This window comes from Gordonia gummivorans (genome assembly GCF_022513585.1).
GTDB lineage: Bacteria > Actinomycetota > Actinomycetes > Mycobacteriales > Mycobacteriaceae > Gordonia.
The window spans coordinates 51,733-72,812 of the sequence record NZ_JAKWBF010000027.1 but is presented as its reverse complement, the minus strand read 5'-3'; the positions used below and the strand labels follow the sequence as shown (position 1 = coordinate 72,812).

General features: G+C 65.4%; 20 protein-coding genes. 14 read left to right on the top strand and 6 right to left on the bottom strand.

Annotated elements, in window-relative coordinates:
• Positions 1-49: 49 nt before the first annotated feature.
• The 3 genes from MKW15_RS18375 to MKW15_RS18365 form a co-directional block, all read right to left on the bottom strand.
• On the bottom strand, positions 50-619 hold the full coding sequence (locus tag MKW15_RS18375; protein WP_240860672.1) for a flavodoxin domain-containing protein: 570 nt from the start codon (positions 617-619) through the stop codon (positions 50-52).
• Between the two features lie 128 nt (positions 620-747).
• On the bottom strand, positions 748-1,992 hold the full coding sequence (locus MKW15_RS18370) for an arginine deiminase (RefSeq protein ID WP_240860670.1): 1,245 nt from the start codon (positions 1,990-1,992) through the stop codon (positions 748-750).
• A gap of 174 nt (positions 1,993-2,166) precedes the next feature.
• A complete protein-coding gene (locus MKW15_RS18365) occupies positions 2,167-2,811 on the bottom strand; it encodes a TetR family transcriptional regulator (RefSeq protein ID WP_240860668.1) in 645 nt (214 codons plus the stop codon).
• Between the two features lie 126 nt (positions 2,812-2,937).
• Between MKW15_RS18365 and MKW15_RS18360 the strand changes: the two genes are divergently transcribed.
• The 12 genes from MKW15_RS18360 to MKW15_RS18305 all read left to right on the top strand — a co-directional run bounded on the left by MKW15_RS18360 (position 2,938) and on the right by MKW15_RS18305 (position 15,458).
• Complete coding sequence (locus tag MKW15_RS18360) at positions 2,938-4,455, top strand: MFS transporter (RefSeq protein WP_240860667.1); 1,518 nt, start codon at positions 2,938-2,940, stop codon at positions 4,453-4,455.
• 85 nt (positions 4,456-4,540) lie between these two features.
• On the top strand, positions 4,541-4,939 hold the full coding sequence (locus tag MKW15_RS18355; RefSeq protein WP_240860665.1) for a DUF427 domain-containing protein: 399 nt from the start codon (positions 4,541-4,543) through the stop codon (positions 4,937-4,939).
• Positions 4,940-4,952: 13 nt separating this feature from the next.
• Positions 4,953-5,867: an LLM class flavin-dependent oxidoreductase gene (locus MKW15_RS18350; protein ID WP_240860663.1), complete on the top strand. Its 915-nt coding sequence runs from the start codon at positions 4,953-4,955 to the stop codon at positions 5,865-5,867.
• Between the two features lie 27 nt (positions 5,868-5,894).
• Positions 5,895-6,779, top strand: a complete 885-nt coding sequence (locus tag MKW15_RS18345) for a DUF1295 domain-containing protein (RefSeq protein ID WP_240860661.1) — start codon at positions 5,895-5,897, stop codon at positions 6,777-6,779.
• A 4-nt stretch (positions 6,780-6,783) separates the two neighbouring features.
• Positions 6,784-7,920 (top strand): FAD-dependent oxidoreductase, encoded by a 1,137-nt coding sequence (locus MKW15_RS18340; protein WP_240860660.1) that lies wholly within the window; start codon positions 6,784-6,786, stop codon positions 7,918-7,920.
• A 231-nt stretch (positions 7,921-8,151) separates the two neighbouring features.
• The gene (locus tag MKW15_RS18335) at positions 8,152-9,405 is read left to right on the top strand and encodes an ABC transporter substrate-binding protein (RefSeq protein ID WP_240860659.1); all 1,254 of its coding nucleotides are present in this window, start codon (positions 8,152-8,154) and stop codon (positions 9,403-9,405) included.
• Between the two features lie 118 nt (positions 9,406-9,523).
• On the top strand, positions 9,524-11,542 hold the full coding sequence (locus tag MKW15_RS18330) for an ABC transporter permease (protein ID WP_240860658.1): 2,019 nt from the start codon (positions 9,524-9,526) through the stop codon (positions 11,540-11,542).
• Positions 11,535-12,452 carry an ABC transporter ATP-binding protein gene (locus MKW15_RS18325; protein WP_240860657.1) on the top strand — a complete coding sequence of 306 codons (918 nt, stop codon included), beginning with the start codon at positions 11,535-11,537 and terminating at the stop codon, positions 12,450-12,452. The genes MKW15_RS18330 and MKW15_RS18325 overlap by 8 nt, the downstream gene beginning before the upstream one ends.
• Complete coding sequence (locus MKW15_RS18320) at positions 12,452-13,156, top strand: ABC transporter ATP-binding protein (protein WP_240860656.1); 705 nt, start codon at positions 12,452-12,454, stop codon at positions 13,154-13,156. The genes MKW15_RS18325 and MKW15_RS18320 overlap by 1 nt, the downstream gene beginning before the upstream one ends.
• A gap of 276 nt (positions 13,157-13,432) precedes the next feature.
• The gene (locus MKW15_RS18315; RefSeq protein WP_276615155.1) at positions 13,433-14,026 is read left to right on the top strand and encodes a TetR/AcrR family transcriptional regulator; all 594 of its coding nucleotides are present in this window, start codon (positions 13,433-13,435) and stop codon (positions 14,024-14,026) included.
• 96 nt (positions 14,027-14,122) lie between these two features.
• Positions 14,123-14,755 (top strand): TetR/AcrR family transcriptional regulator, encoded by a 633-nt coding sequence (locus MKW15_RS18310; protein ID WP_240860652.1) that lies wholly within the window; start codon positions 14,123-14,125, stop codon positions 14,753-14,755.
• Between the two features lie 115 nt (positions 14,756-14,870).
• The gene (locus MKW15_RS18305; RefSeq protein WP_240860650.1) at positions 14,871-15,458 is read left to right on the top strand and encodes a pyridine nucleotide-disulfide oxidoreductase; all 588 of its coding nucleotides are present in this window, start codon (positions 14,871-14,873) and stop codon (positions 15,456-15,458) included.
• A gap of 131 nt (positions 15,459-15,589) precedes the next feature.
• On the opposite strand, the gene MKW15_RS18300 is transcribed toward MKW15_RS18305, so the two are convergent.
• A complete protein-coding gene (locus MKW15_RS18300; RefSeq protein ID WP_240860649.1) occupies positions 15,590-16,765 on the bottom strand; it encodes an oxygenase MpaB family protein in 1,176 nt (391 codons plus the stop codon).
• Between the two features lie 120 nt (positions 16,766-16,885).
• Between MKW15_RS18300 and MKW15_RS18295 the strand changes: the two genes are divergently transcribed.
• Positions 16,886-17,440 carry a TetR/AcrR family transcriptional regulator gene (locus tag MKW15_RS18295; protein WP_240860648.1) on the top strand — a complete coding sequence of 185 codons (555 nt, stop codon included), beginning with the start codon at positions 16,886-16,888 and terminating at the stop codon, positions 17,438-17,440.
• A 717-nt stretch (positions 17,441-18,157) separates the two neighbouring features.
• Here MKW15_RS18295 and MKW15_RS18290 read toward each other — a convergent pair.
• A complete protein-coding gene (locus tag MKW15_RS18290) occupies positions 18,158-19,753 on the bottom strand; it encodes an MFS transporter (RefSeq protein WP_240860647.1) in 1,596 nt (531 codons plus the stop codon).
• A 48-nt stretch (positions 19,754-19,801) separates the two neighbouring features.
• Between MKW15_RS18290 and MKW15_RS18285 the strand changes: the two genes are divergently transcribed.
• Positions 19,802-20,803: a TIGR00341 family protein gene (locus MKW15_RS18285; RefSeq protein ID WP_240860646.1), complete on the top strand. Its 1,002-nt coding sequence runs from the start codon at positions 19,802-19,804 to the stop codon at positions 20,801-20,803.
• A gap of 31 nt (positions 20,804-20,834) precedes the next feature.
• Here MKW15_RS18285 and MKW15_RS18280 read toward each other — a convergent pair whose 3' ends face one another.
• Positions 20,835-21,020, bottom strand: coding sequence for a hypothetical protein (locus MKW15_RS18280; protein ID WP_240860645.1), 186 nt, complete (start codon positions 21,018-21,020; stop codon positions 20,835-20,837).
• Positions 21,021-21,080: the final 60 nt, after the last annotated feature.

Here is a 21,080-nt window from a genome sequence, read left to right as displayed (position 1 = left end):
CTTCACGGTACTCCGCGGACGTTGCGCTGGGAAGGAGTCGAACGACCGACTAGTGCTGCGACGGGGCGGCGGTGGTACCACTACTCGCGGCAAGGGCCGCGGCAACGTCGTCGGCCCAACGACGGATCGCGTCCCAGTCTCGGGCGTCGCGTAACTCCTCGGGAGTGCGCTTCACCATGGACTTCTCGATGAAACCGTGCGGATCTGTGGGCATCCGGCCGGCGAACACCGTGTGCCCGCGCAGCCCGATGGATTCGGCGAGGTCGAGCACCTTGTGGGGTTCCAGCCAATTCGAGTTCTCGGCGAGGTCCTCCTCGACGTTCTCGCCCACCGGCCCGGAACTGAAGATCCAGAACGGAATACGCACGAGATCGTCGCGATGGTGTTTCAGGAAGCGGTGCGCATCCTTGAGCCAGCGGCCGGCGTAGACGGCACTGCCGAGAATCACCGCGTCGTATCCGGTCACGGTGTCCGCGCTGACGTCGGTGCAATCGGCGTCGAGCCCCTGTATCCGCAACTCGGCGGCGATGGCCTCGGCTATCTCCGCGGTCGAATGATGCTTGCTCGCATATGCGACGAGTACCTTGCCCATACTTTGATGGTCCTCCTGCGCGGACATGTGATCCAGGGCACAACGTCCCGATTGCGAGGTCGTCTCACCAGGCCTTCGAGGCGCCTCGCTAGCGCTCGTCGCACCTCAGGCAGCGGATGGGGTGGCGTCGTGGAGGCGGGAGGACTCGGCAGCGGTTACTCGAGCGGATCGCGGATGAGTGGGCAGGTCATGCAATGGCCGCCACCGCGGCCGCGGCCGAGTTCGGCGCCGACGATCGTGATCACCTCGACACCCTGCTTGCGGAGCAGCGCATTCGTGTAGGTGTTGCGGTCGTAGGCGAACACCACACCGGGTTCGACGGCGACGAGGTTGTTGCCGCTGTCCCACTGCTGACGCTCCGACGCGTAGGCGGTGCCCCCGGCCTCCACGACGCGCAGGCCGTCGAGGTCGAGGGCGCGCTGCACGACCTTGAGGAAGTGGTCGGCCTCGGCGATCACCTCGACACCGGGGTCCTTGTCGGAGGGGACCAGCGTGAACGGCCGGACCGAGTCGATGATGCCCGGGTACACCGAGACGAGGTCGCGATCGGCAAAGGTGAAGACCGTGTCGAGATGCATGGCAGATCGCAGCTTGGGCATACCCGCGACAACAACCTTCTCGGCCGCGCCCTTCGCGAACAGTTCGCGGGCCACCTGCGTGATCGCCTGACGCGATGTTCGTTCACTCATCCCGATGAGAACCACACCATTCCCCGGCACGAGCACATCGCCGCCCTCGATCGAGGCTGCACCCCAATGCTTTTCGGGATCTCCCCACCACACTGTGGAGCCCACGAAGTCGGGGTGATACTCGTAGATCGCCTTCATCAGCAGGGTCTCGTGATGCCGGGCCGGCCAGAACAACGGGTTGAGAGTCACCCCGCCATACACCCAGCACGTGGTGTCCCGGGTGTAGAGCGTGTTGGGCAGCGGCGGCATGAGGTACTCGCCGAGCCCGGTGGCCTCGTCGACGATGGACATGTAGTTCGGCCGGAGTTCGGCGGGCAGATCCACCGTGGACAGGCCGCCGATCAGGAATGTGACCAGATCTCGGGAGTCGAGTTCGTCGAGGAACTCGCGCGTCGCAGCGACGAGACCCAAACCGGTTTCGTTGGCGACGATCTTGCGATCGAGCAACCACGACCGCGCTTCGGGGTTGTCCATCGTCTCGGTGAGCACGTTGTGCAGTTCCACCACGTCGACGCCCCGGTCGCGCAACTTGGTGACGAAGTCGAAGTGGTCCCGTTTCGCGTTCTGCACCCACAGCACGTCGTCGAAGAGCAGGTCGTCGGCGTTGGTGGGGGTCAGTCGCTCGTGCGCGAGACCTGGGGCGCACACCAGCACCTTGCGCAGTCTCCCGACTTCGGAGTGGACGCCGTAGCCAGCCGATGGTGTGGTCATGTCGCCGATTTCTCCAGGTCTGTTGCCGGTGCGTCGGGCGGGAGTCCGAGGTGAGGACGCTTCATGCCCACGTCATGCGATTGTCGCCTGTTCACATGCGATTTGTTGAGCGTCGGCCGAATTCGTGACCACTTGATGCGAGTCCGCCGAGCGCTTCGCACGACCGGCCGTCACCTAGTGACTGCCGGGCACCATCTCCCGAAATGTCGCATAAGTTGCCTTGATCGACTTGGCGCAGTCGAGCATCACCACACCGCTGTCGGCGTCACCGCTCATATCCCACTGGTCCATCGCGAGTTGCATCAGCGCGCCGTAGGTGGACATGACGACGCGGACACGCATGTCGTCGTCGGCGAGACCCATGCGCTGGGCCACCTTGCTGCGGATGGCCTGCGTCTTCCACTCCCCCATCTCCACGCTGCGCGCACGGACGGCGGGAGAGGCAGCGACAATTCGGTTCATCACCATGAACTGTTCGAACAGCGGAGACGGCGGGTCCTGGCTCGCCGCCTCTTCGAACACCTGCACATGGGCCGCGCACAGTGCGTCGAGCTCGTTGCCCGTCTTCGGCTGTGCGTCGAGGGCAGCAACGACGGCGGTCACGAGTTCCTCGATCGGTCCGAGAACCACGTCCTCCTTGGTGGCGAAGTAGCGGTTGAACGTCCGCGGCGAGATGTCGACGGAATCCGCGATCTGCTCGACGGTCGTCGCGTCGAATCCTTGCTGGTCACACAGCTCGAGCGCGGCGGAGATCAACGCCGAGCGGGTCTGCATCTTCTTGCGTTCCCGCAGGCCGGGTTGACCCTTCGCGCACATCATGGTCCGGATTGTAGCACCTGATGCCAATTGTCTTGCTCTGCGATTTGTCTCTTGACGACTTCTGTCTGACTCTGCCATTATTTGGAAGGTACGCAGCACGATCCCCTCACGACCTCAGGTGTCACCATGACGGAAACTCAAGTCCTGCAAGCATCCCCACCCGAACCACGGATCGACGACGACGTCGTCATCGACCACTCCAATCGCCGATGGTGGGCGCTGGGCGTCATCGCCCTCGCCCAGCTGATGGTGGTGCTCGACGCCACGATCGTCACCATCGCCCTCCCGTTCGCCCAGGTCGACCTCGAGATCTCCGACGCCAACCGTCAGTGGGCGATGACGGCATACACCCTGATCTTCGGCGGAATGCTGCTGCTCGGTGGCCGCCTCGCCGACTACCTGGGCCGACGACGCATGTTCCTCATCGGCCTGGTCGGCTTCGCGGCATCGTCCGCCTTGGCCGGACTGGCCTGGGACAGCGTGTCGTTCTTCGGCGGCCGCGCCCTGCAGGGGGCGTTCGCCGCGATCCTCGCTCCGGCAGCACTGTCACTGATCACCGTCACCTTCGTCGAACAGAAGGAACGTGCACGGGCATTCGCCGTGTATGCCGCGGTGTCCGGCGGCGGCGCGGCCATCGGCCTGATCGCCGGCGGCGCCCTCACGGAGTACCTCTCGTGGCGGTGGACGTTGCTGGTGAACGCTCCGATCGCGGTGATCGCGGCGGTCGGCGCGGTGGTCCTCGTTGCCCGCGACCTGCCCGCTACTCGCGGGCGCGGTTACGACCTCCCCGGCGCATTCACTGCCACCCTCGGCCTGATCAGCCTGGTGTACGGCTTCACCCGGGCGGCGGAAGCCGGCTGGTCGTCGGCGTCGACGATCACTTTGTTCGTGCTCTCCGCAACCCTGTTGTCGGCCTTTGTCTTCATCGAGAGCCGATCGGCCAATCCACTTCTGCCGCTGCGGATTCCGGGTGAGATCAATCGTGGAGGCGCCTATCTGCTGTCGCTGATCATCCCGATCCCGATGTTCGCGGTGTTCATGTTCTTGAGCTACTACATGCAGAACACGTTGGGCTACAAGCCACTCGACGCGGGGATCGCCTTTCTCCCGTTCCCGGCCGCGATCATCGTCGCCGCCGGTATCGCGAGTTCGCTTCTGCCACGGATCGGGCCGCGCATCCCGACCATCACCGGCACCGTGCTCGGCATCGTCGGACTGCTCTACCTCGCGCAACTCGACTCCGACAGCACATGGCTCGTGAATGTCCTGCCCGCCGAGGTGCTGATCGCCGGCGGCATGGGACTGATCTTTGTCTCGATGCAGTCGGTGGCCCTGCATCGCATCGAGGAGCGCGACGCCGGCGTGGCCAGTGCGCTGCTCAACACCGGCCAGCAGATCGGCGGCTCGGTGGGTCTCGCACTCCTGTCCACCATCGTCGCGCAGGTTCTGGCCCGCCACCCCGGAAGCCAGGCCCCGATCGGTTCGGCCGCCTTCAAGGAAGCGAGCATCTACAGCTACGACGTCGCATTCTATTGGGGCGCAGGCTTCTTCGTCCTGGCACTGATCGTCGCAGTGTTCATGATGCGCCTGAAGGCATCCGACATGGGTGACGAAACCCAGAACGCGGTCCACGTGGCTGCGTGATCCCTCTGTGTGAATCCCTCCGCAACAGCCACCCGCTCGGGCGTACGCTCGGGCGGGTGGCCGCTGTATGCCGAAGGGACCCGCCATGACCGACCGTCAAGTACTCATTCCGGATGCGCGCCATCCGATCACCATCTCGCCCGCACCGGGAACCGTCCGCGTGACGGCCGGGGACACTGTCGTCGCGGTCACCGACGCCGCCCTGGTGTTGCAGGAGTCGTCCTATCCCCCGGTGTACTACATCCCCCGGGACGCGGTCGGCGCGGATCTACTCACAGCAAGCGCGCACACCACCTACTGCCCGTACAAGGGTGTGGCGCACTACCACGGACTGCGCACCGACGCTGACACCTTGCGGGACAACAAGGTTTGGTATTACGACGAGCCACATGCAGCCGTGTCGGAGATCGCCGGGCACGTGGCGTTCTATCCGGATGTGGTCGACATCGAACTCGTGGCCGGCGCGCCGAATCGACAGCGCTGACCGACTCGCACACATGCAGATCGGGATGACAATGCCGGTGATGGAACCCGGCCTCGACGCGACACTCCTGCGCACGTGGGCCGAGACCATCGACGCGGGTCCGTTCTCGTCACTGTGCTGGGGAGAGCGCATAGCCTTCGACAATCCCGATGCGCTCACCCTCTTGGGGGCGTTGGCCGCCTGGACGCATCGCGTTCGGCTCGTCACCACGGTTGTGGTGCCACAACTCCACGACCCCGTGATGCTCGCCAAAGCACTGGCGACCGGCGACATGCTGTGCGACGGAAGACTGACGGTGGGTCTCGGCGTGGGCGGACGGCACGAGGACTACCGAGCCGTCGGCGCGGACGTTGCCACCCAGACCATGCGCGGAATGGCCGACGCCGTCGAGATCATGCGCCGGGTGTGGGCAGGCGAACACGTCACCGACTCGGTCCGCCCGGTCGGCCCACCGACGACGCGACCCGGCGGCCCCGAACTGCATGTCGGAACCACGGGACCCCGAACGATTCGCAGCGCATCGCACTGGGCGTCGGGGGTCGCCGGGGTCACCCTGGACCTCGATGTCGGCCAGCAGCGCCAACTCTTCGACGTCGCACTGCGATCCTGGTCCGAACTCGACAAGCCGCACCCGCACCTGGCCACCTCGTTCTGGTTCGCCCTCGGCGACGAGGATCGGGCCCGCGCCCAGATACCCCGCACACAGATACACCGACACCTGCGCCACTACATGAACTGGATTCCGGCCGACTTCGTCGACGCGATGGCACCGACCACCGGCTTCGCCGGAACGCCCGCGCAGCTTGCCCAGACCCTGCAGGCGTTCGCCGAGATCGGCACCGACGAGGTCGTTCTCATCCCGACCGACGCAGACCCGGGCCAGCTGCGCGACGTTGCTTCAGTTGCGCGCGAATTCGCCGACGCGTGACCACGGAGTGGCTATAGGGTTCCAGTGGTGTCGAGATCGTCAGCATTTCAAAGGATCAGCCTCGCCTATGTGGTCGCCGTTGCCGTCGGGCTCGCGTGGTTGCTGTGGGGACCAGAGACCGGACAACTCTGGCTGGACACGCTGATCGCCGACCTGTTGGCCACCATTCTGATCTTCGGATTCAGTCGAGTGCACCACAATTCGAGCTTCTACGACGCCTATTGGAGCGTCATCCCGCCGCTGCTGCTGGTGTTCTGGTGGGCACGCGGCGATGCCGGCCTCGACGCGGTGCATTGCTGGCTGGTCGCGATCATCGTCTTCGTCTGGGCGATACGCCTGACCGCCAATTGGGTGCGCACGTTCCCCGGCCTGCATCACGAGGACTGGCGCTATCCGATGCTGCGCGCCCGCGCCGGACGAGGTGAGTTCGTCGTGGATCTCGTTGCCATCCATGTGATTCCGACGCTGCAAGTGTTTCTCGGCATGCTGCCCGTCTATGTGGCCGTGACGCATTCCGCCGACGAGATCGGGTGGTTGACCTGGGTGGCGTTTGCCGTCGGCGGTGCGGCGATCACGCTCGAAACTGTCGCCGACCGGCAGTTGCAGAGCTTCACCCGCTCGGCGACCGAGGGAGCCGTGATGGACCGCGGAGTCTGGAGCTGGTCTCGGCATCCGAATTACTTCGGCGAGTTCTCCTTCTGGGTTGCGTTGGCGTTGTTCGGAATCGCGGTTGCGCCGACCAGTTGGTGGTGGATGTTCGCGGGCGCGGCCGCCATGCTCGCCATGTTCCTGGGCGCGAGCATCCCGATGATGGAACAGCGCAGCCTCGACCGCCGGCCCGCCTACGCCGATGTCGTCGCCCGGGTGTCGGTGTTTCTGCCCCGACCGCCACGCAATCGGGTCGAGGCCTGAACACGTGACCGCACGCGTGGTGATCGTCGGGCTCGGCGACACCGGAACCCTGTGCGCCATACACCTTTCGCCGCATGTCGAGGTGGTCGGGATCTCCACCAAGGAGGGCCTCGTGAGTGGGCAGGAACTCGGGATGCGGTTGGCCCGGCCCCAGGAGTGGTCGCGTGAGTACGACGTCGACTACGGCCGCTACCGCCGGCTCGACAAGGCGACCATCATCCGCGCATCGGTCGTCGGAATCGATCTGGGCTCTCGCACAATCGAACTCGTCGGGCCCGACGACGAACACCGCGTCGAGCGATTCGACGTCGCGATCATTGCCACGGGCGCCCGAAACGGATTCTGGCGCAACCCGGATCTCCAGACGGCACAAGCCGTGAAAGACCAACTGAGCGAGAACCATCGGCGTATTCGAGACGCCGCGTCGGTTGCGGTGGTGGGCGGTGGGGCGTCGGCCGTGAGCGCGGCAGCCAACATCGCCCTCGGCTGGCCGGAGAAGACCGTCGACCTGTACTTCCCGCATGACACCGCACTCACCGGCCATCACCGGCGAACGTGGTCGCGGGTCCGCCGGCGTCTGGCCGCTGCTGGGGTTCGGATGCATCCGGGGCATCGCGCGGTGATCCCCACCGGCGGGCCACTCGATCACATCGACTCCGGAACCATCGAGTGGACCACCGGCCAGTCGCCGGCAACGGCGGACGCAATCGTCTGGGCGATCGGCCGGACTCAGCCCAACACCGGATGGCTGCCCGCCGATCTCCTCGACGACGACGGCTTCGTCAAGGTCGACGCGGACCTTCGAGTTCCCGGTCATCCCAACGTGTTCGCGGTCGGCGACGTCGCCGCGACCGACCCGCTGCGGTCGTCCGCACGCAATCGTGCCGACCGCCTCGTCGCCCACAATGTGCGCGCACATCTGGCCGGACGGCGGCTGCGCGAGTACCGGCCGCCTCGGCGCCGGTGGGGATCTGTCCTCGGACCGCAGCCCGACGGACTCGAGGTGTTCGCACCCAACGGCCGCGCCTTTCGCTTCCCCGGCTGGTCGATCAAGACAGTGCTGTGGCCGTGGATTGTTCACCGTGGGATTTACGGCGGCATCCGGCCGGAAATCGATGAGCAACCGCGAGCGGACAATTGACCCAGAAAAAGCCCTGAAGGGGCCCGAAACCACCCGCCATCGAATTTGGACAAACAGCTTGACACGCGCGTAAGGGCGGGCTATTTTTCGAGTGGCCCACATCACATCCGGTCTGGGCTCACCGACCGCCAGCGTCGTCTAGCTGGGCGGACGGCGAAATCCAACCCAATTTCTTGTAGCCCCGCCGGGCTGATTCGTCGTGCCCGGAATCAGAGTGGAAAGGCACCATTCATGCGTTGGAGAGCCCGTCGAGTTGCCGCGATGGCCGTGGCCGCGGCCTGCGTCTTGTCGTTCGCAGCCTGTAGTCAGGACGATGACAGCGGTGGTTCCGCAGCCGAGAACGGCACCAAGGCGTCCGGTGATGCCATCAAGATCGGCCTTTTCAATCCCAGTCTGGGAGCGGTTCCGCAGCCCGGTGTGACCGTGGGCAAGAACGCGGCCGTCGACTACATCAACAACCAGATCGGCGGCATCAACGGCCGACCGATCGAGATCGTCGACTGTGGCATCGACCAGGCCAGCCCCGAATCGACCAGCGCCTGCGCCACCCAGTTCCAGGAGCAGGGCGTGGTAGCCGCCATCGACGCGTACAACACGCAGTCGGCCGCGGCGCTGAAAACACTGACGGCCGCGGGTATCCCCCTCGTCGGGCAGATCCCGTTCAACCTGACCACCGGCGCCCAGACGGCGAACCGCGTGTACTTCGGACCGCCGCCGGCGGCATTCCTCGTCGGATTCATGCAGCAGCTGAAGGCGGCAGGCAAGACCTCGCTGAAGCTCGCGAATGCCGATCTGCCGGAAGCTCACGTGGTGTTCGACCAGCTACTCAAGCCGATGGGTGCGCTCCTCGGCATCAAGGTCGACGCCATCTACTACCCGGCAACCGGCCCCAACTTCACTCAGCTGGCATCGACGCTGGCCGACGGCAATCCGGCTGCGACCGGTCTGATGACCTCCCCGATGGACTCCACCTGCACCAAGCTGGCCGAATCGCTGCGTTCGATCAACTACAAGGGCACCATCTTCCTGGCCGCATGTACCGACTTCATCAGTGAACTCGGCGACCAAGCCGTTGGCGCACAGACGTATTCGCCGATCTGGCAGCCGCCGTCAGCTGATTCGGCGCCGGAGCCGGCCAAGACCAACCTGGCGACCGCGCAGAAGTTCATCGACAACCAGGAAGGCAATGCCGGCTTCTACGGATACGGCACCTTCTCGATCCTGGCCGACTTCGCGAACATCCTGAACGCCGCCAAGGTCACCGACATCACCGGGCCCGTCGTGCTCACCGCCCTGAAGGCCGTCAAGGACTACCAGAGTTTCCTGGGACCCAAGCTGGCCAACTGCGGTAAGGCCACCTCGCCGAACTGCACCACCGAGATGCTGCTGTTCGACGTGGTCGCCAACAACAAGACCCAACCGGTCACCGGCGGCTTCATCACCCCGTTGCCCGCCGCGCTGGCCAAGATCCCCGGCGCAGCGTAGTCAGATCGGTTCCGACCGATTTCTCATCGCGGCCGGGTGGGGCGACCCTCGCCCTGCCCGGCCGCGATCATCGTCAAGTCCCGCCACCCTCTGTGGCAAGAACGAATGAGTGACAAGCATGGGTCAGCTGCTGCAATTCGCCGTCCTCGGCTTCGCCTTGGGCGCCATTTACGCGGTACTCGCAACATCTTTGGTCGGCGTGTACGCCGCCACCGGGATCATCAACTTCGCCCAGGGCGCGATCGGACTGTACTCGGTGTACGTCGTTGCCGCACTCCGCACCGACGGTAGCCTCGTCCTACCCATCGGCACGCTGTACCTGGGCACCGCAAAGCACCCCACGCCAATGGGATTGGCGATCGCCATCGGCATTCTGAGCGCCATCATCTGGGCGCTGCTCGCGCACTTCCTGGTGTTCCGACCGCTGCGGCGCGCCCCCGTGCTGGCTCAGGTGGTCGCATCGGTCGGCCTGATGCTCTTCCTGCAAGCACTCGTTCAGCTGCGCTTCGACATCGAGGATCTCGAAGCCGACGACATCCTGCCCAAGAACACCATTCACCTGGGCGACACCGTGATCAATGTGTCGGACCTCATCTTGGCGGGCGTCGCCATCGTGATCGCGGCACTCTTCTGGGCCTACTTCCGGCTGACGACGTGGGGGGTCGCAACGCGGGCCGGTTCCGAGGACGAACTCGCCACCCGGCTCACCGGTTTCTCGCCAGACCGACTGGCCGGCATCGTCTGGGGAATCACCGGCGCCGCAACCGGTCTCATCGCCATTCTGTCCGCTCCGACCATCGGGCTGACCGTCACCACCTACACGTTCTTCGTCATCCCGGCACTGGCCGTCGCGCTGCTGGGCCGACTCACCTCGTTCGGTGTCGCCTGCGCCACCGGACTCGTACTCGGGTCGTTCCAATCGGTCATCGCCTGGCTGACCACCAAGGACTGGTGGCCGGACTGGGCGCAATCCGGGATCGGGGATGCCGTCCCGTTCGTCGTCATCATCGTCGCCCTGTTCGCGATGGGCGGTCGGATCCCGTCGCGCGGTTCGCTGGGCGAAGTACGGTTGCCCGCCGTGCGCATTCCGCGGATCCGTCCCATCCACACGATCGTCATCCTCGCGATCGCTGTCGTCGCGATCGTGATGACCGACGGGTCGTGGCGGATCGGTGTCACCACGTCGATCATCCTGTCGCTGATCGCGCTCTCGCTGGTGCTGCTCACCGGCTATCTCGGCCAGATCTCGCTGGCGAGTATGGCATTCGCCGGTGCCGCCGGATTCGCGCTCTCGAAGATCACCACCAACTGGAATGTGCCGTTCCCCTTCGACATGATTCTCGCCGCGCTCATCGCGACATTCCTGGGCATCCTCGTCGGCATCCCCGCGCTCCGTATCCGCGGTGCGCAACTCGCCGTCGTCACTCTTGCTGCCGCACTGGCGATCCAGAGTTTCATCTTCAACAACCCGGCTCTCACCGACTCGTTCAAGGGCAATCTCATCGAGGACCCAGCACTGTTCGGTCTCGATCTCGGCGCACGCGACGGCACCACGATTCTGACCCTGCGGTTCTCCTTCCTGGTGCTCATCATCGTCACGATCGCCACGCTCGTCGTGCTGCGGTTCATGGGTGGCTCGACGGGCCGCGCATTCCTCGCGGTGCGGTCCAACGAACGAGCGGCCGCCTCGGTCGGAATCAACGTCGCCGCAACCAAACTCCTCGGTTTCGCCTTGTCGGCATTCCTCGCCGGCATCGGCGGATGCCTCATCGGTTACCGGGAAGGGCAGATCTCCGGCGGATCGTTCACCGTCATCATCGGGCTCACCCTGCTGGCGATGACCTATGTCGGCGGCATCACCTCGTTTGCCGGCGCCGTGATCGCCGGCATCATCGGCCCCCTCGGCATCGGCTGGGTCTTCATGCACCAGACCCTCGAACTCGGTCAGTACTACGAGGTGTTCGCGGCCGGAAGCCTGCTGCTGATGGCCGTCCTGAATCCCGAAGGTGTGGCCGGCGCGGTCCACAAGGTCGTCGAACACTTCCGCCACCATCCCGAGCAACCACCGCAGCAAGCCCCACCGCCGCCGGATGCCTCGGGAACGCCCACCACTTCCGAGGCAGGTGCCCATGTCTGACGCAGCACTTCTCGACACCACCGCGCTCACCGTGAAATACGGTGGTGTGGTTGCCAACTCCGATGTGTCCATCACCGTCGGTGCAGGCGAGATCGTCGGGCTGATAGGACCCAACGGCGCAGGCAAAACGACCTTCGTCGACGCCGTCACCGGATTCACCAAGGCGTCCGGGACGGTCACCCTCGACGGAACCCAACTGGAGAAGGCCAGCCCCCACCGCCGTCGTCGAGCCGGCATGGCCCGCACCTGGCAGGCCGGCGAACTGTTCACCGACCTCACCGTCGAACAGAATCTGGCGGTAGCGATCCAGCCAGTCGGATTGCGTGCCATGCTTTCCGACGTCATCAACGGCTCCAGGCCGCCCGCCGACACCATCAGCAAAGCACTCGATCTCGTCGGCTTGCACGGCGTCGCCGGACGCAAACCCGGCGAGCTCACCCTCGGTCAGCAGAAACTGGTCGGCGTCGCCCGAGCGCTGGTCGGCGGATCGCGCCTGCTGCTCCTCGACGAACCGGCCGCCGGACTCGACACCCACGAAAGTGTGGAATTCGGAGCGGAATTGCGCCGTATCGCCGCCACCGGCATCGGCATCCTGTTGATCGACCACGACATGTCGCTGGTGCTCGACGTCTGCCACCGGCTCTACGTCCTCGACTTCGGACGCGTCATCGCCAGCGGCACACCGTCGGAGATCCAAGCCGATCAAGCGGTGGTCGCGGCGTATCTCGGCAGTCCGGAAGTCGATGCGAGCACCGGCACCGTCGTGCCCGGCGCCGGGAGCGAAGCGAGCGGGCCGAATATCACCGGCGCCGGGAGCGAAGCGAGCGGGCCGAATATCACCGGCGCCGGGAGCGAAGCGAGCGGGCCGAGTATCACCGGCGCCGAAAGCGAAGCAGAGGCAGGCAAATAATGAGTGAGGCAACAGGACTCGAGTTGTCCGACATCACCGTCGGATACGGTGGCGTCCCAGCGGTGCGCGGTCTCAGCGCCTCGGTCCGGCGCGGCGAGATTCTCGCTCTGCTGGGTCCCAATGGGTCGGGAAAGACCACCACGCTGCTGGCTGCGGTCGGGGCACTGCCGTTGATGGCCGGCGATGTGCGTGCGCTCGGCGAGCCCATCGATCGGCGGATCGAACGCAACGCTCGACGCGGCATCACTCTGGTCCCCGACACCCGCGGCGTCTTCCACCGCCTCTCGGTCTCCGACAACCTGCGACTCGCCAAGCGCAAGGGCGGCATGGAGATCGACGCCGTGTTCGACTATTTTCCCAAGCTGAAGACGATGCGGTCACGACGCTGCGGCAACCTGTCGGGCGGTGAGCAGCAGATGCTTGCACTCGCGAAGGCACTGCTCACCGGACCGCAGGTCCTGCTCATCGACGAGATGAGTCTCGGCCTGTCGCCCATCGCGGTGCAGGATCTGTTGCCACGGCTGCGCGCCATCGCCGATGACCACAACATGGCCGTTGTCCTCGTCGAGCAACACATCGATCTCGCACTCGGCATTGCCGATTCCGCGGTGGTGTTACACCACGGGCGGGTCGCGTTGTCGGCGTCGGCGAGTGAGCTCAAGGCCAACCGCGACCGCGTCGAGGACGCCTACTTCGGCCGCTAGTGGTGTGTCTCGGAAAGTGGTGACCAGTATCCGGTGGAGCGATCGGCGATCTGGCCAGGCGGAGGAGAGAGTGATAGCGGCGCTATCGTGACCGACGACAACGCAGCCAGGCGTCGATCGAACGCCGGAGACTAGTTACCAATTTCTGAGACACACCACCAGGACCGAGTCGACCAACCCGCAGGAGGCAGCGTGGCCAGAGCGGAGAGCGGCCGGGGCGAGCGAAGCGACGGGGGAAGTCACCGAAGTACGCGGAACAGGCCTACTGATGACGAGTTGCTCACGGCTGCAGCAGAAGTCATCGGTGAGGTCGGTGCCGAACGCACCACGATGGACATGATCGCCGATCGGGGTGGCACCACCCGGGTGACCCTGTATGCCCACTTCGGTTCGCGAGATGCGTTGGTCGAGAAAGTGATCGAGCGGGAGTTCGTCGCCTTCGCGGGCTACATGTTCGGCGTGTACGACAACAGCGACGGCATGCAGCACGGCCCACGCGCGCGCTACACGGTGGAGGCACTGTTCGACTACGCCCGCAACAACCCCGTCGGCCTGCGCGTTCTTCTCGGCCACCGCGACGGTCGCGACGACACCCCGGGCCGTCGTATCTATGCGGCGTTGGAACCGAAGATCGCCTCGAGGCTTCGACAGAACTACGCGGAGGTCGGCGCCGACATCGGCGCCGGTGCCAATGCGCTCGCGTCGCTGCTGCTCGGGATGGTGCTCGACGTCGCCCACCGTGCGCTCTTCGTCACCGGCGCCGACATCGACGCGGCGAGCGAACTCGCGGTGACCGCCGTACTCGCCGTCCTGCGGGAGGTCCGTCCCGAACAGTTGCGGGCCCTCGACGAGTCGCTGTCGCGGAGTTGAGCGTGCGATACCGAAGTGGCAGGGTCCTGCGATCGCCTGCATCATGGGCAAATGGCACGCGTCAGCACACCTCGATCCACGGTCTGGAGGTGACCGGTGCCCCATCGCAGCACACGTAACCGCCCGACCGATGACGAACTGCTCGATGCCGCGTGTGGCGTCATCGCCGAAGTCGGGGCCGAACGATCGACGATGGACATGATCGCCGAACGCGGAGACACCACCCGGGTCACCCTGTACGCCCATTTCGGGTCGCGGGACGCGCTGGTCACCCGGGTTATCGAGCGAGAACTCGACAAGTTCACCACCTTCATGTTCGCCGTGTACGACGAGAGCGAAGAGATGCAGTACGGCGCCCGCGCGCGCTACACCGTGGAATCGCTGTTCGAATACGCCCGACGCAACCCCGATGGTCTGCGGCTCCTCATCGGCCACCGGGAGGATCAGGACGACCCGGCCGGGCGCCGCCTCTACGCGGCGCTTGAGCCGCGGATCGCGGCACGGCTGCGCAAGAATTATGCGGAACGCGGCGCGCACATCGCGGCCAGCGCCGATACCCTCGCGTCGTTGCTGCTGGTGATGAGCCTCGACGTCGCCCATCGCGCGCTGTTTGTCGACGGCGCCGACATCGACGCCGCCTGCGATCTCGCCGTCACCGCCACCCTCGCCGTACTCCGCGACGTCCGCGCCGAGCAACTGCAAGCCATCGACGCGTCGATGGGTGACTGAGTAGCGGCGGAAGGGCGTTCCGCGGAACGCTCACGCACGCGCACAAGCAGATCTCAAGTTGTCTCCAAGCGACGCCAGCGATCCTTTCGGCAACACCACACCGAAAGGACCCACCATGAACACCGACACCACATCCGAGGCGATCACCTACATCGACGACGCGCCGCGCTCGCCGCGGCCGATGTGGCGACTCGCCCGTAGCGGCGCCGTCACGCTGGCCTGCATGTCGTTCGCCCTTGTGGCCGCGTGCAGCTTCAGCATCGGCGACGATGACGCCGTCGAGAACTCCGACGACATCTCGATCGGCGAGTGTCTGCAGATCGGCGACAGCCTCGACGGCGGAAAGGTCAAGGCGACCAAGGTCGACTGCGACACCACCGACGGACTGTCGTTCTACGCGGCCGAGATCATCTCCGAGAACGCGCAGTGCGGAAGCAAGAACACGTCAACACTCACCTTTGCCGACGGCGACAAGAAGCTGTGCATGACACCCAATTTCGAGACCACGTCGTGCTACCAGATCCCACTCTCGGGTGGGAGTCTGGTGGACTACCGCAAGGTCGCTGCGGAACCACCGCCAAGGACTCGACAATCGTCGCCCAATCGGTCACCCGCGCAGACGAATCCGTGTCCTGCACGACGGAGCAGACCAAGTGGTCGTTCAAGCAGCCGTCGTCGATCGGCTATTGCCTGCGTCCGGTGACGGCCTAGGGTCGCGTGTCAGGTGTGCGCCGGCGAGTAACCGTCTACAACGGTCCGCCTGAGGTGCCGCCGAGGGCATATTTCCCTCGGCGGCACCTCACGGCGACCGTTGTGGTTGCCGCCCTCGGCGATTCAGTGCGGATCGGCGTCGACCAGGTCGTGAGTGACATCGTAGGCCGACCGCATCCGTGTCATCTCCGCGTCGCGGATGCGGTAGGCGCGCGCAGTCAGTCGCGCGCGACCACCGAAGGCAATGGTGCGCATCGGCTGTACAAGGGACAGAACCGGTCCGACCCGCGCCAGCACCTTGGCGAGCGGATCGTCGGTGATGCCGAGCGCGTCGGCGTCGTGATCGCCGATGAACACTCGCTGGAGTCCTGCGATCAGTCGAGATGCGTTGGCCTGACGCATCTTCGACGATCCGGGTAGCACGTTGGCAAGTTCGGGGACCAGGTAGTCGTCGGTGAGTGCGGCCACGAAGGCACGGTCGTCCGGGCCCGGTCCAGGCGAGGTCAATCGGTAAAGCTCTTCGATGCGAACATGATCGGCCTCGCACGCCGGGTTGAGTTCCTCGCTCATCCCGACCACGCGCCCCACATAGCGCCACAGGTGATAGATGTCGTCGAGTTCGCGATCGGAGAAGCGCACACCCAGCTTCTCCATGGCATCGATCGCGATGTGGCCGAACTCGGCCATGGTGAACGCCATGTACGGCTGCGGAATGGGCACTCCCCAAGCGCTCTCGTCCCACTCGCCGCTGCGCCACAACATCAGACGGACATGCGCGTGGATGACGCGCACCCGCACCGTGTAGGCGAATCCCGCTCCCCCTCTGCGCATTCCACCCGGCGTGAGTACCTGACGCAGCCATTCACCCACCTCGACCGAACGAATCGCCGGCTGCGACACATAGCGTCCGGTGACGGCGAGAGGTTTGCCGGCGATGGTATTGCCCGCACCGCGGACCAGTGACGCCGCACCGAGCACGATGCCAAGCGCCGCGGTGTGCCGGATGAGGGCGTCGGCGGCACGGTCGAGGCGATCGTGGTCGAGCCACTCGGGTTCGACGTCCAGCGTCGCGAACAGCGCACGCAGCGAGGCCGGGGCGTCGTCGACCGTTTCGATCCCACCGTCGAGGGCCGCTCGCACGGCGGCCGTTGCCGATCCACCGGAGTAGACGTCGGCGACGACGGCGTCGGCGAGGTCGTCGGCCTGCCACATCGCGTCGAGCCAGTGACGGCCCGCGTCACCGTACCGCTGACGCGCGAGTGCGACGTTGACCAGATCCAAAGGGGGCTGTCGATCCATGATTCTATGGAAACACGAGGAATCCTCACTTACTATTCACTTTTTGTGGGAGTACGCGACAGCAGCAATGTACCTGTTCAGAAAGCACGAAAGGTGCCCAGTCAAGACCGGTCACGGCAGATGAGACAGCAACTGCTCACTTATGCGCTGGAGATGCTCACCGCAGATGCCGCCCGGCCGACCACCGCGCAACTCGCCAAGAAGGCGCACGTGAGCATCGGAACCGTCTACCGATACTTCGCCGACATGGACGCCATCATCGAGGAGTTGCGACTCGCCGCGGTGCACGACATCACCGCGACCCTGGCGTCGGGCATCGGCCGCGCGATGGATGCTGAGCCGATGGCCGCGATGATCACCGTCGTGGAAACTCTCACCTCGGCCTTCGAGAAGCACGGCGCGGTCCTGCGAGCGTCGGTCGCCGCGCAGGACACCGAGCTCGGCGACGCATGGGCGGAGGTCGAGGCGCCGCTGCTCCCGCTGGCCCGCATCATCCCGATGCGGCTGCGTCCCGACCTCGACGACGCCGCCATCGACGATCTGGTGTTCATCACGATGGGCGCCACCGCGAGCATGTGCCTGCGCATCGCACTGCTGCGCCCGCCGCACGCCGACCGCGATGCCCTCATCGCGACGGCAGCGCGAATGTTGTTGGCGGCCTTTGATACTCCCTGAACCGACAGAGGACTCGTCGCGACACGCCGACGACGTGCCTCGGACTCGGAACATCGTCGTCGAGCACAGAAAGAGCGGGCGCGTCCGAAGCGGTCCTCCTCAGGTGCCGCCGAGGGCATATTGCCCTCGGAGACACGTCACGGCGACCGTTTCGGACACCACGTCGATCGGCCCCAGCCATCTGGCCGCCGGCAACGCCGTCGATCTGCCGACGTCCCGAAAAGTAGGGGAAGAAACTCCTCCCCTACTCTTGGAGTCCTCCCCCAGATATTTCTAGGGGACGACTGTGAACCCCGGGGAAGAAGTTCTTCCCCTACTCTTGGTGGGACAACCACGGCGAGGGCTTCGGCATTTCCCCAGGTCAGCGAGCCGGTTGCCAATCTCTTCGGATCAGCGACCACCCGCCGACGTCGTCGGCGATCGTGGAGGCGGGAAAGAGCGGGCGCGTCCGAAGCGGTCCTCCTCAGGTGCCGCCGAGGGCATATTGCCCTCGGAGACACGTCACGGCGACCGTTTCAGACGCCAACTGCTGCGGCAACCCGGTAGGACCACAGGAACACATCGCCACCCCCCGTCGGGTATCTGTACGCCTCAGCCCGACCACGTGCACTGGGCATGTGACTGGGCTCCCTGGAACAGATTTCCGCAGTTCAGGAGGCCGAAGGCAGTACTATTCGCTGGCTTCTGGCCTCCGGGAGGAGCTGGGCGGACCGAGGGTCAGTCGGCTGCGCCTTCTGACAGACGCTCTGCCGCATACTTTTTCATCGCTTCGCGTTCCTGGTCGTGCTTGGGGTAGCCGAAGAACATCACCAGGGCGCCGGCGAACACGATGAGCACTGCCGCGCCGTAGGCCCGGGTATCGCCGTGCACAAACGCGTCGCGCGCCGCAGTGATGATCTGATCCTGATACTGCGGATATCGTTCCGCCAGTACCTCGGCGCTGGAGAACGACTTGGTCAGCGCGGCCTCGGTCTGGCTGGTCACCTGGTCGGCATTCGGCGAGTCGGAGATCTGTTCGGTCAGCGACTTCGCGTATCCCGCAGTGAGAATCGCACCCAGGATGGACTGCAGGATGGCGCCGCCGAGGTCGCGTTGCAGGTCGGACATGCTCGACGCCATACCCGCGCGCTGGACGGGCACCGAGCCGGTCAACGACCGCGACGCCGGGGTGCCGGCCAATCCGACACCAAGGCCGACGAACAGGTACACCGTACCGACATGCCAGAACTGGGCGTTCTCGTCCCACGTGAGCATCGCGAACAGCAGACCGATGATGCAGGAGGTGTAGCCGCACAGCAGCGTGAACCGGGAGCCCTTGGCCTCCACCAGCTTTGCCGACCGAGGCGCGGCGACGATCATGGCCGCGGCGCCGACGAGGATCGTCGCACCCGAAGCCAGCGTCGAATAGCCGAGCACGTTCTGCATGAACTGCTGGCCGATGAACATCGCGCCCATCAGGGTGCCGAACACGATGAGGCCACCCACCGCAGCCACCCAGAAGGTGCGCCGGGATGCAATTCTCAAGTCGAACAGCGGAACCCGCACGTGAAGCTGGCGGTACACAAACACCACCACGGCGATGACGGCGATGGCGAAGAGGATCAGCACCAGGGTCCGCATGTCGGCATCCGGCGCGAAGTTCAACCCGAGCACCAAGGCGCCGACCATGAGTACCGACACCACGCCACCGAGATTGTCCACGGGCGCGGCGTCGTCGCCACCGTCGGAGGGAATCAGTCGCCAGGCCGCGACCAGCGCGACCAACGCCAGCGGCAAGGTCACCAAGAACACCGAACCCCAGTCGAAGACCTCGAGCAGCGCACCCGACAGCAGCGGCCCCATCGCCGAGATCGCCCCGCCGATCGCCGACCACGCAGCAATGGCCTTGGTGCGTTGCGGCCCAGACCAGAGCGCAGTGATCACCGCCAACGTGGTCGGGAAGGCGAGACCGGCGGCGATTCCGCCGACGAAACGCGCCCCGAACAGCACCTCGAAATTGCCGGCCAAACCGGCGACCAACGATGCCGGAATGGTGAGACTCATACCGATGAGGACCATCAGCTTGCGGCCGTACCGGTCGCCCAGCGCTCCGAAATACAACACCGACGACGCCAGACCCAGCGAATAGCCGACGGCGATCAGGTTGAGCTGGGTCGAACTGGCGTCGAGCTCTTTGCCGATGTCCGGGAGTGCGACGTTGGCGACGGCGAGGTTGATGTTGGCGACGCCCGCGACAAGGATCAGTGCGGTCAGCACCAGCTTCGCCTTGGGGGGCGCGGTTCCTGCATCGACGGTGTCGGTTGTCGAGGTCACGTGGAGAGCCTACGACGCGAAGGGCTGGTGAAACACCATACTTTCGGTATGGCCGTGTTCTTGTCCGCACTCATCCCGCCGACACAGCGTCGAACGCTCGATGAGCTGACCGACCGGCTCGATTTCTCGGTCGGCGACAAGTCCTCGAAGCGGTCCGCATTCTGGATCATGCTCACGTTGTCCGGGATCATCGCGGTGTCGGGTGTGGTCGCCGACAGCACCGCCACGGTCATCGGGGCGATGATCGTCGCACCACTGTCCACGCCGATTCTCGGTATCGGCCTCGGCATCGTCACCGCCCGCGGTCGGTTGATCCTGCACAGCGTCGGCTACGTGTTGGCGGGCGTGGTGCTCGTGACGCTCCTCGGTGTGGTGATGTCGCAACTGCTGCCGAATCCGACCAACGTGCTGTCGAACTCGCAGGTCCTCGGACGGACGTCGCCCACGCTGGTCGACCTGCTCGCCGCGATCGCGACCGGGTTTGCCGGGGCAATCGCCATCACCCGCCGCGACGTCGGCGACGTGCTGCCCGGCGTCGCCATCGCGATCTCGCTCGTACCGCCGCTCGGCGTGGTGGGTGTCTGCCTCGGTTCGGGGGCACCGTCGTTGGCGCTCGGCGCTTTCGTCCTGTTCGCATCGAACGTGGTGGCCATGGTCATCACCGGGGTCCTCGTCCTCACGGTCGCCAGTTACGGTCGTGAGGCAGTCGCGGAAGCCCCTGAGGGCCAACGACATCCGGCGCGACGCGCGTATCTGGTCCTGGCGGTGGCACTGGTCGTCGTCATAGTTCCGATGGTGATCAATTCGCTGACGTCGTTGTGGGCCAGGCAAGTTGCGACGGCCACCACGTCGTGGCTCGAGGACGGCGGCGCAACCAACGCCGAGGTCACCGGTGTGAGCTGGAGTGGCCAGACGGTGACCGTGAGTGTGCTTGCGCCAGGAGAACTACCACCGGTGAACACGCTGCAACAGACGGTCGACGATCTGGTGCCATGGAGTCCAGAGGTGGTGGTCATCCACACCACCGGGCAACGGGAGTCGGCGAGCTGAGTAGCGCTCAGCCACTGGTCCGACGTCGAGGTCAGATGCAGATGGAGATGCTGACCGGTCCGATCGGCACGCCGAAGCAGATCGACAGCGAACCCACGGCCGGTGTCGGGGCCGGAGCCTGATCGACCGGGGACGCAGACGCAACGGCCGGAGCGGCGAGGGCCAGCCCGAACGCGGCGGCCACAGTGGCGACACTCAGCGAAATCCTGCGTTTCATGCCGGGGAGTCTACTCCCCTCACCGTGGTTGTCTCCCGTCGAGCCGAACGGCCCAACCTG

What these genes read in the sequence shown, in the direction of transcription:
- MKW15_RS18375 (WP_240860672.1), bottom strand. Translation starts at nt 619, where the DNA reads ATGTCCGCGCAGGAGGACCATCAAAGTATGGGCAAGGTACTCGTCGCA.
- MKW15_RS18370 (WP_240860670.1), bottom strand. Translation starts at nt 1,992, where the DNA reads ATGACCACACCATCGGCTGGCTACGGCGTCCACTCCGAAGTCGGGAGA.
- MKW15_RS18365 (WP_240860668.1), bottom strand. Translation starts at nt 2,811, where the DNA reads ATGATGTGCGCGAAGGGTCAACCCGGCCTGCGGGAACGCAAGAAGATG.
- MKW15_RS18360 (WP_240860667.1), top strand. Translation starts at nt 2,938, where the DNA reads ATGACGGAAACTCAAGTCCTGCAAGCATCCCCACCCGAACCACGGATC.
- MKW15_RS18355 (WP_240860665.1), top strand. Translation starts at nt 4,541, where the DNA reads ATGACCGACCGTCAAGTACTCATTCCGGATGCGCGCCATCCGATCACC.
- MKW15_RS18350 (WP_240860663.1), top strand. Translation starts at nt 4,953, where the DNA reads ATGCAGATCGGGATGACAATGCCGGTGATGGAACCCGGCCTCGACGCG.
- MKW15_RS18335 (WP_240860659.1), top strand. Translation starts at nt 8,152, where the DNA reads ATGCGTTGGAGAGCCCGTCGAGTTGCCGCGATGGCCGTGGCCGCGGCC.
- MKW15_RS18330 (WP_240860658.1), top strand. Translation starts at nt 9,524, where the DNA reads ATGGGTCAGCTGCTGCAATTCGCCGTCCTCGGCTTCGCCTTGGGCGCC.
- MKW15_RS18325 (WP_240860657.1), top strand. Translation starts at nt 11,535, where the DNA reads ATGTCTGACGCAGCACTTCTCGACACCACCGCGCTCACCGTGAAATAC.
- MKW15_RS18320 (WP_240860656.1), top strand. Translation starts at nt 12,452, where the DNA reads ATGAGTGAGGCAACAGGACTCGAGTTGTCCGACATCACCGTCGGATAC.
- MKW15_RS18305 (WP_240860650.1), top strand. Translation starts at nt 14,871, where the DNA reads ATGAACACCGACACCACATCCGAGGCGATCACCTACATCGACGACGCG.
- MKW15_RS18300 (WP_240860649.1), bottom strand. Translation starts at nt 16,765, where the DNA reads ATGGATCGACAGCCCCCTTTGGATCTGGTCAACGTCGCACTCGCGCGT.
- MKW15_RS18295 (WP_240860648.1), top strand. Translation starts at nt 16,886, where the DNA reads ATGAGACAGCAACTGCTCACTTATGCGCTGGAGATGCTCACCGCAGAT.
- MKW15_RS18285 (WP_240860646.1), top strand. Translation starts at nt 19,802, where the DNA reads ATGGCCGTGTTCTTGTCCGCACTCATCCCGCCGACACAGCGTCGAACG.
- MKW15_RS18280 (WP_240860645.1), bottom strand. Translation starts at nt 21,020, where the DNA reads ATGAAACGCAGGATTTCGCTGAGTGTCGCCACTGTGGCCGCCGCGTTC.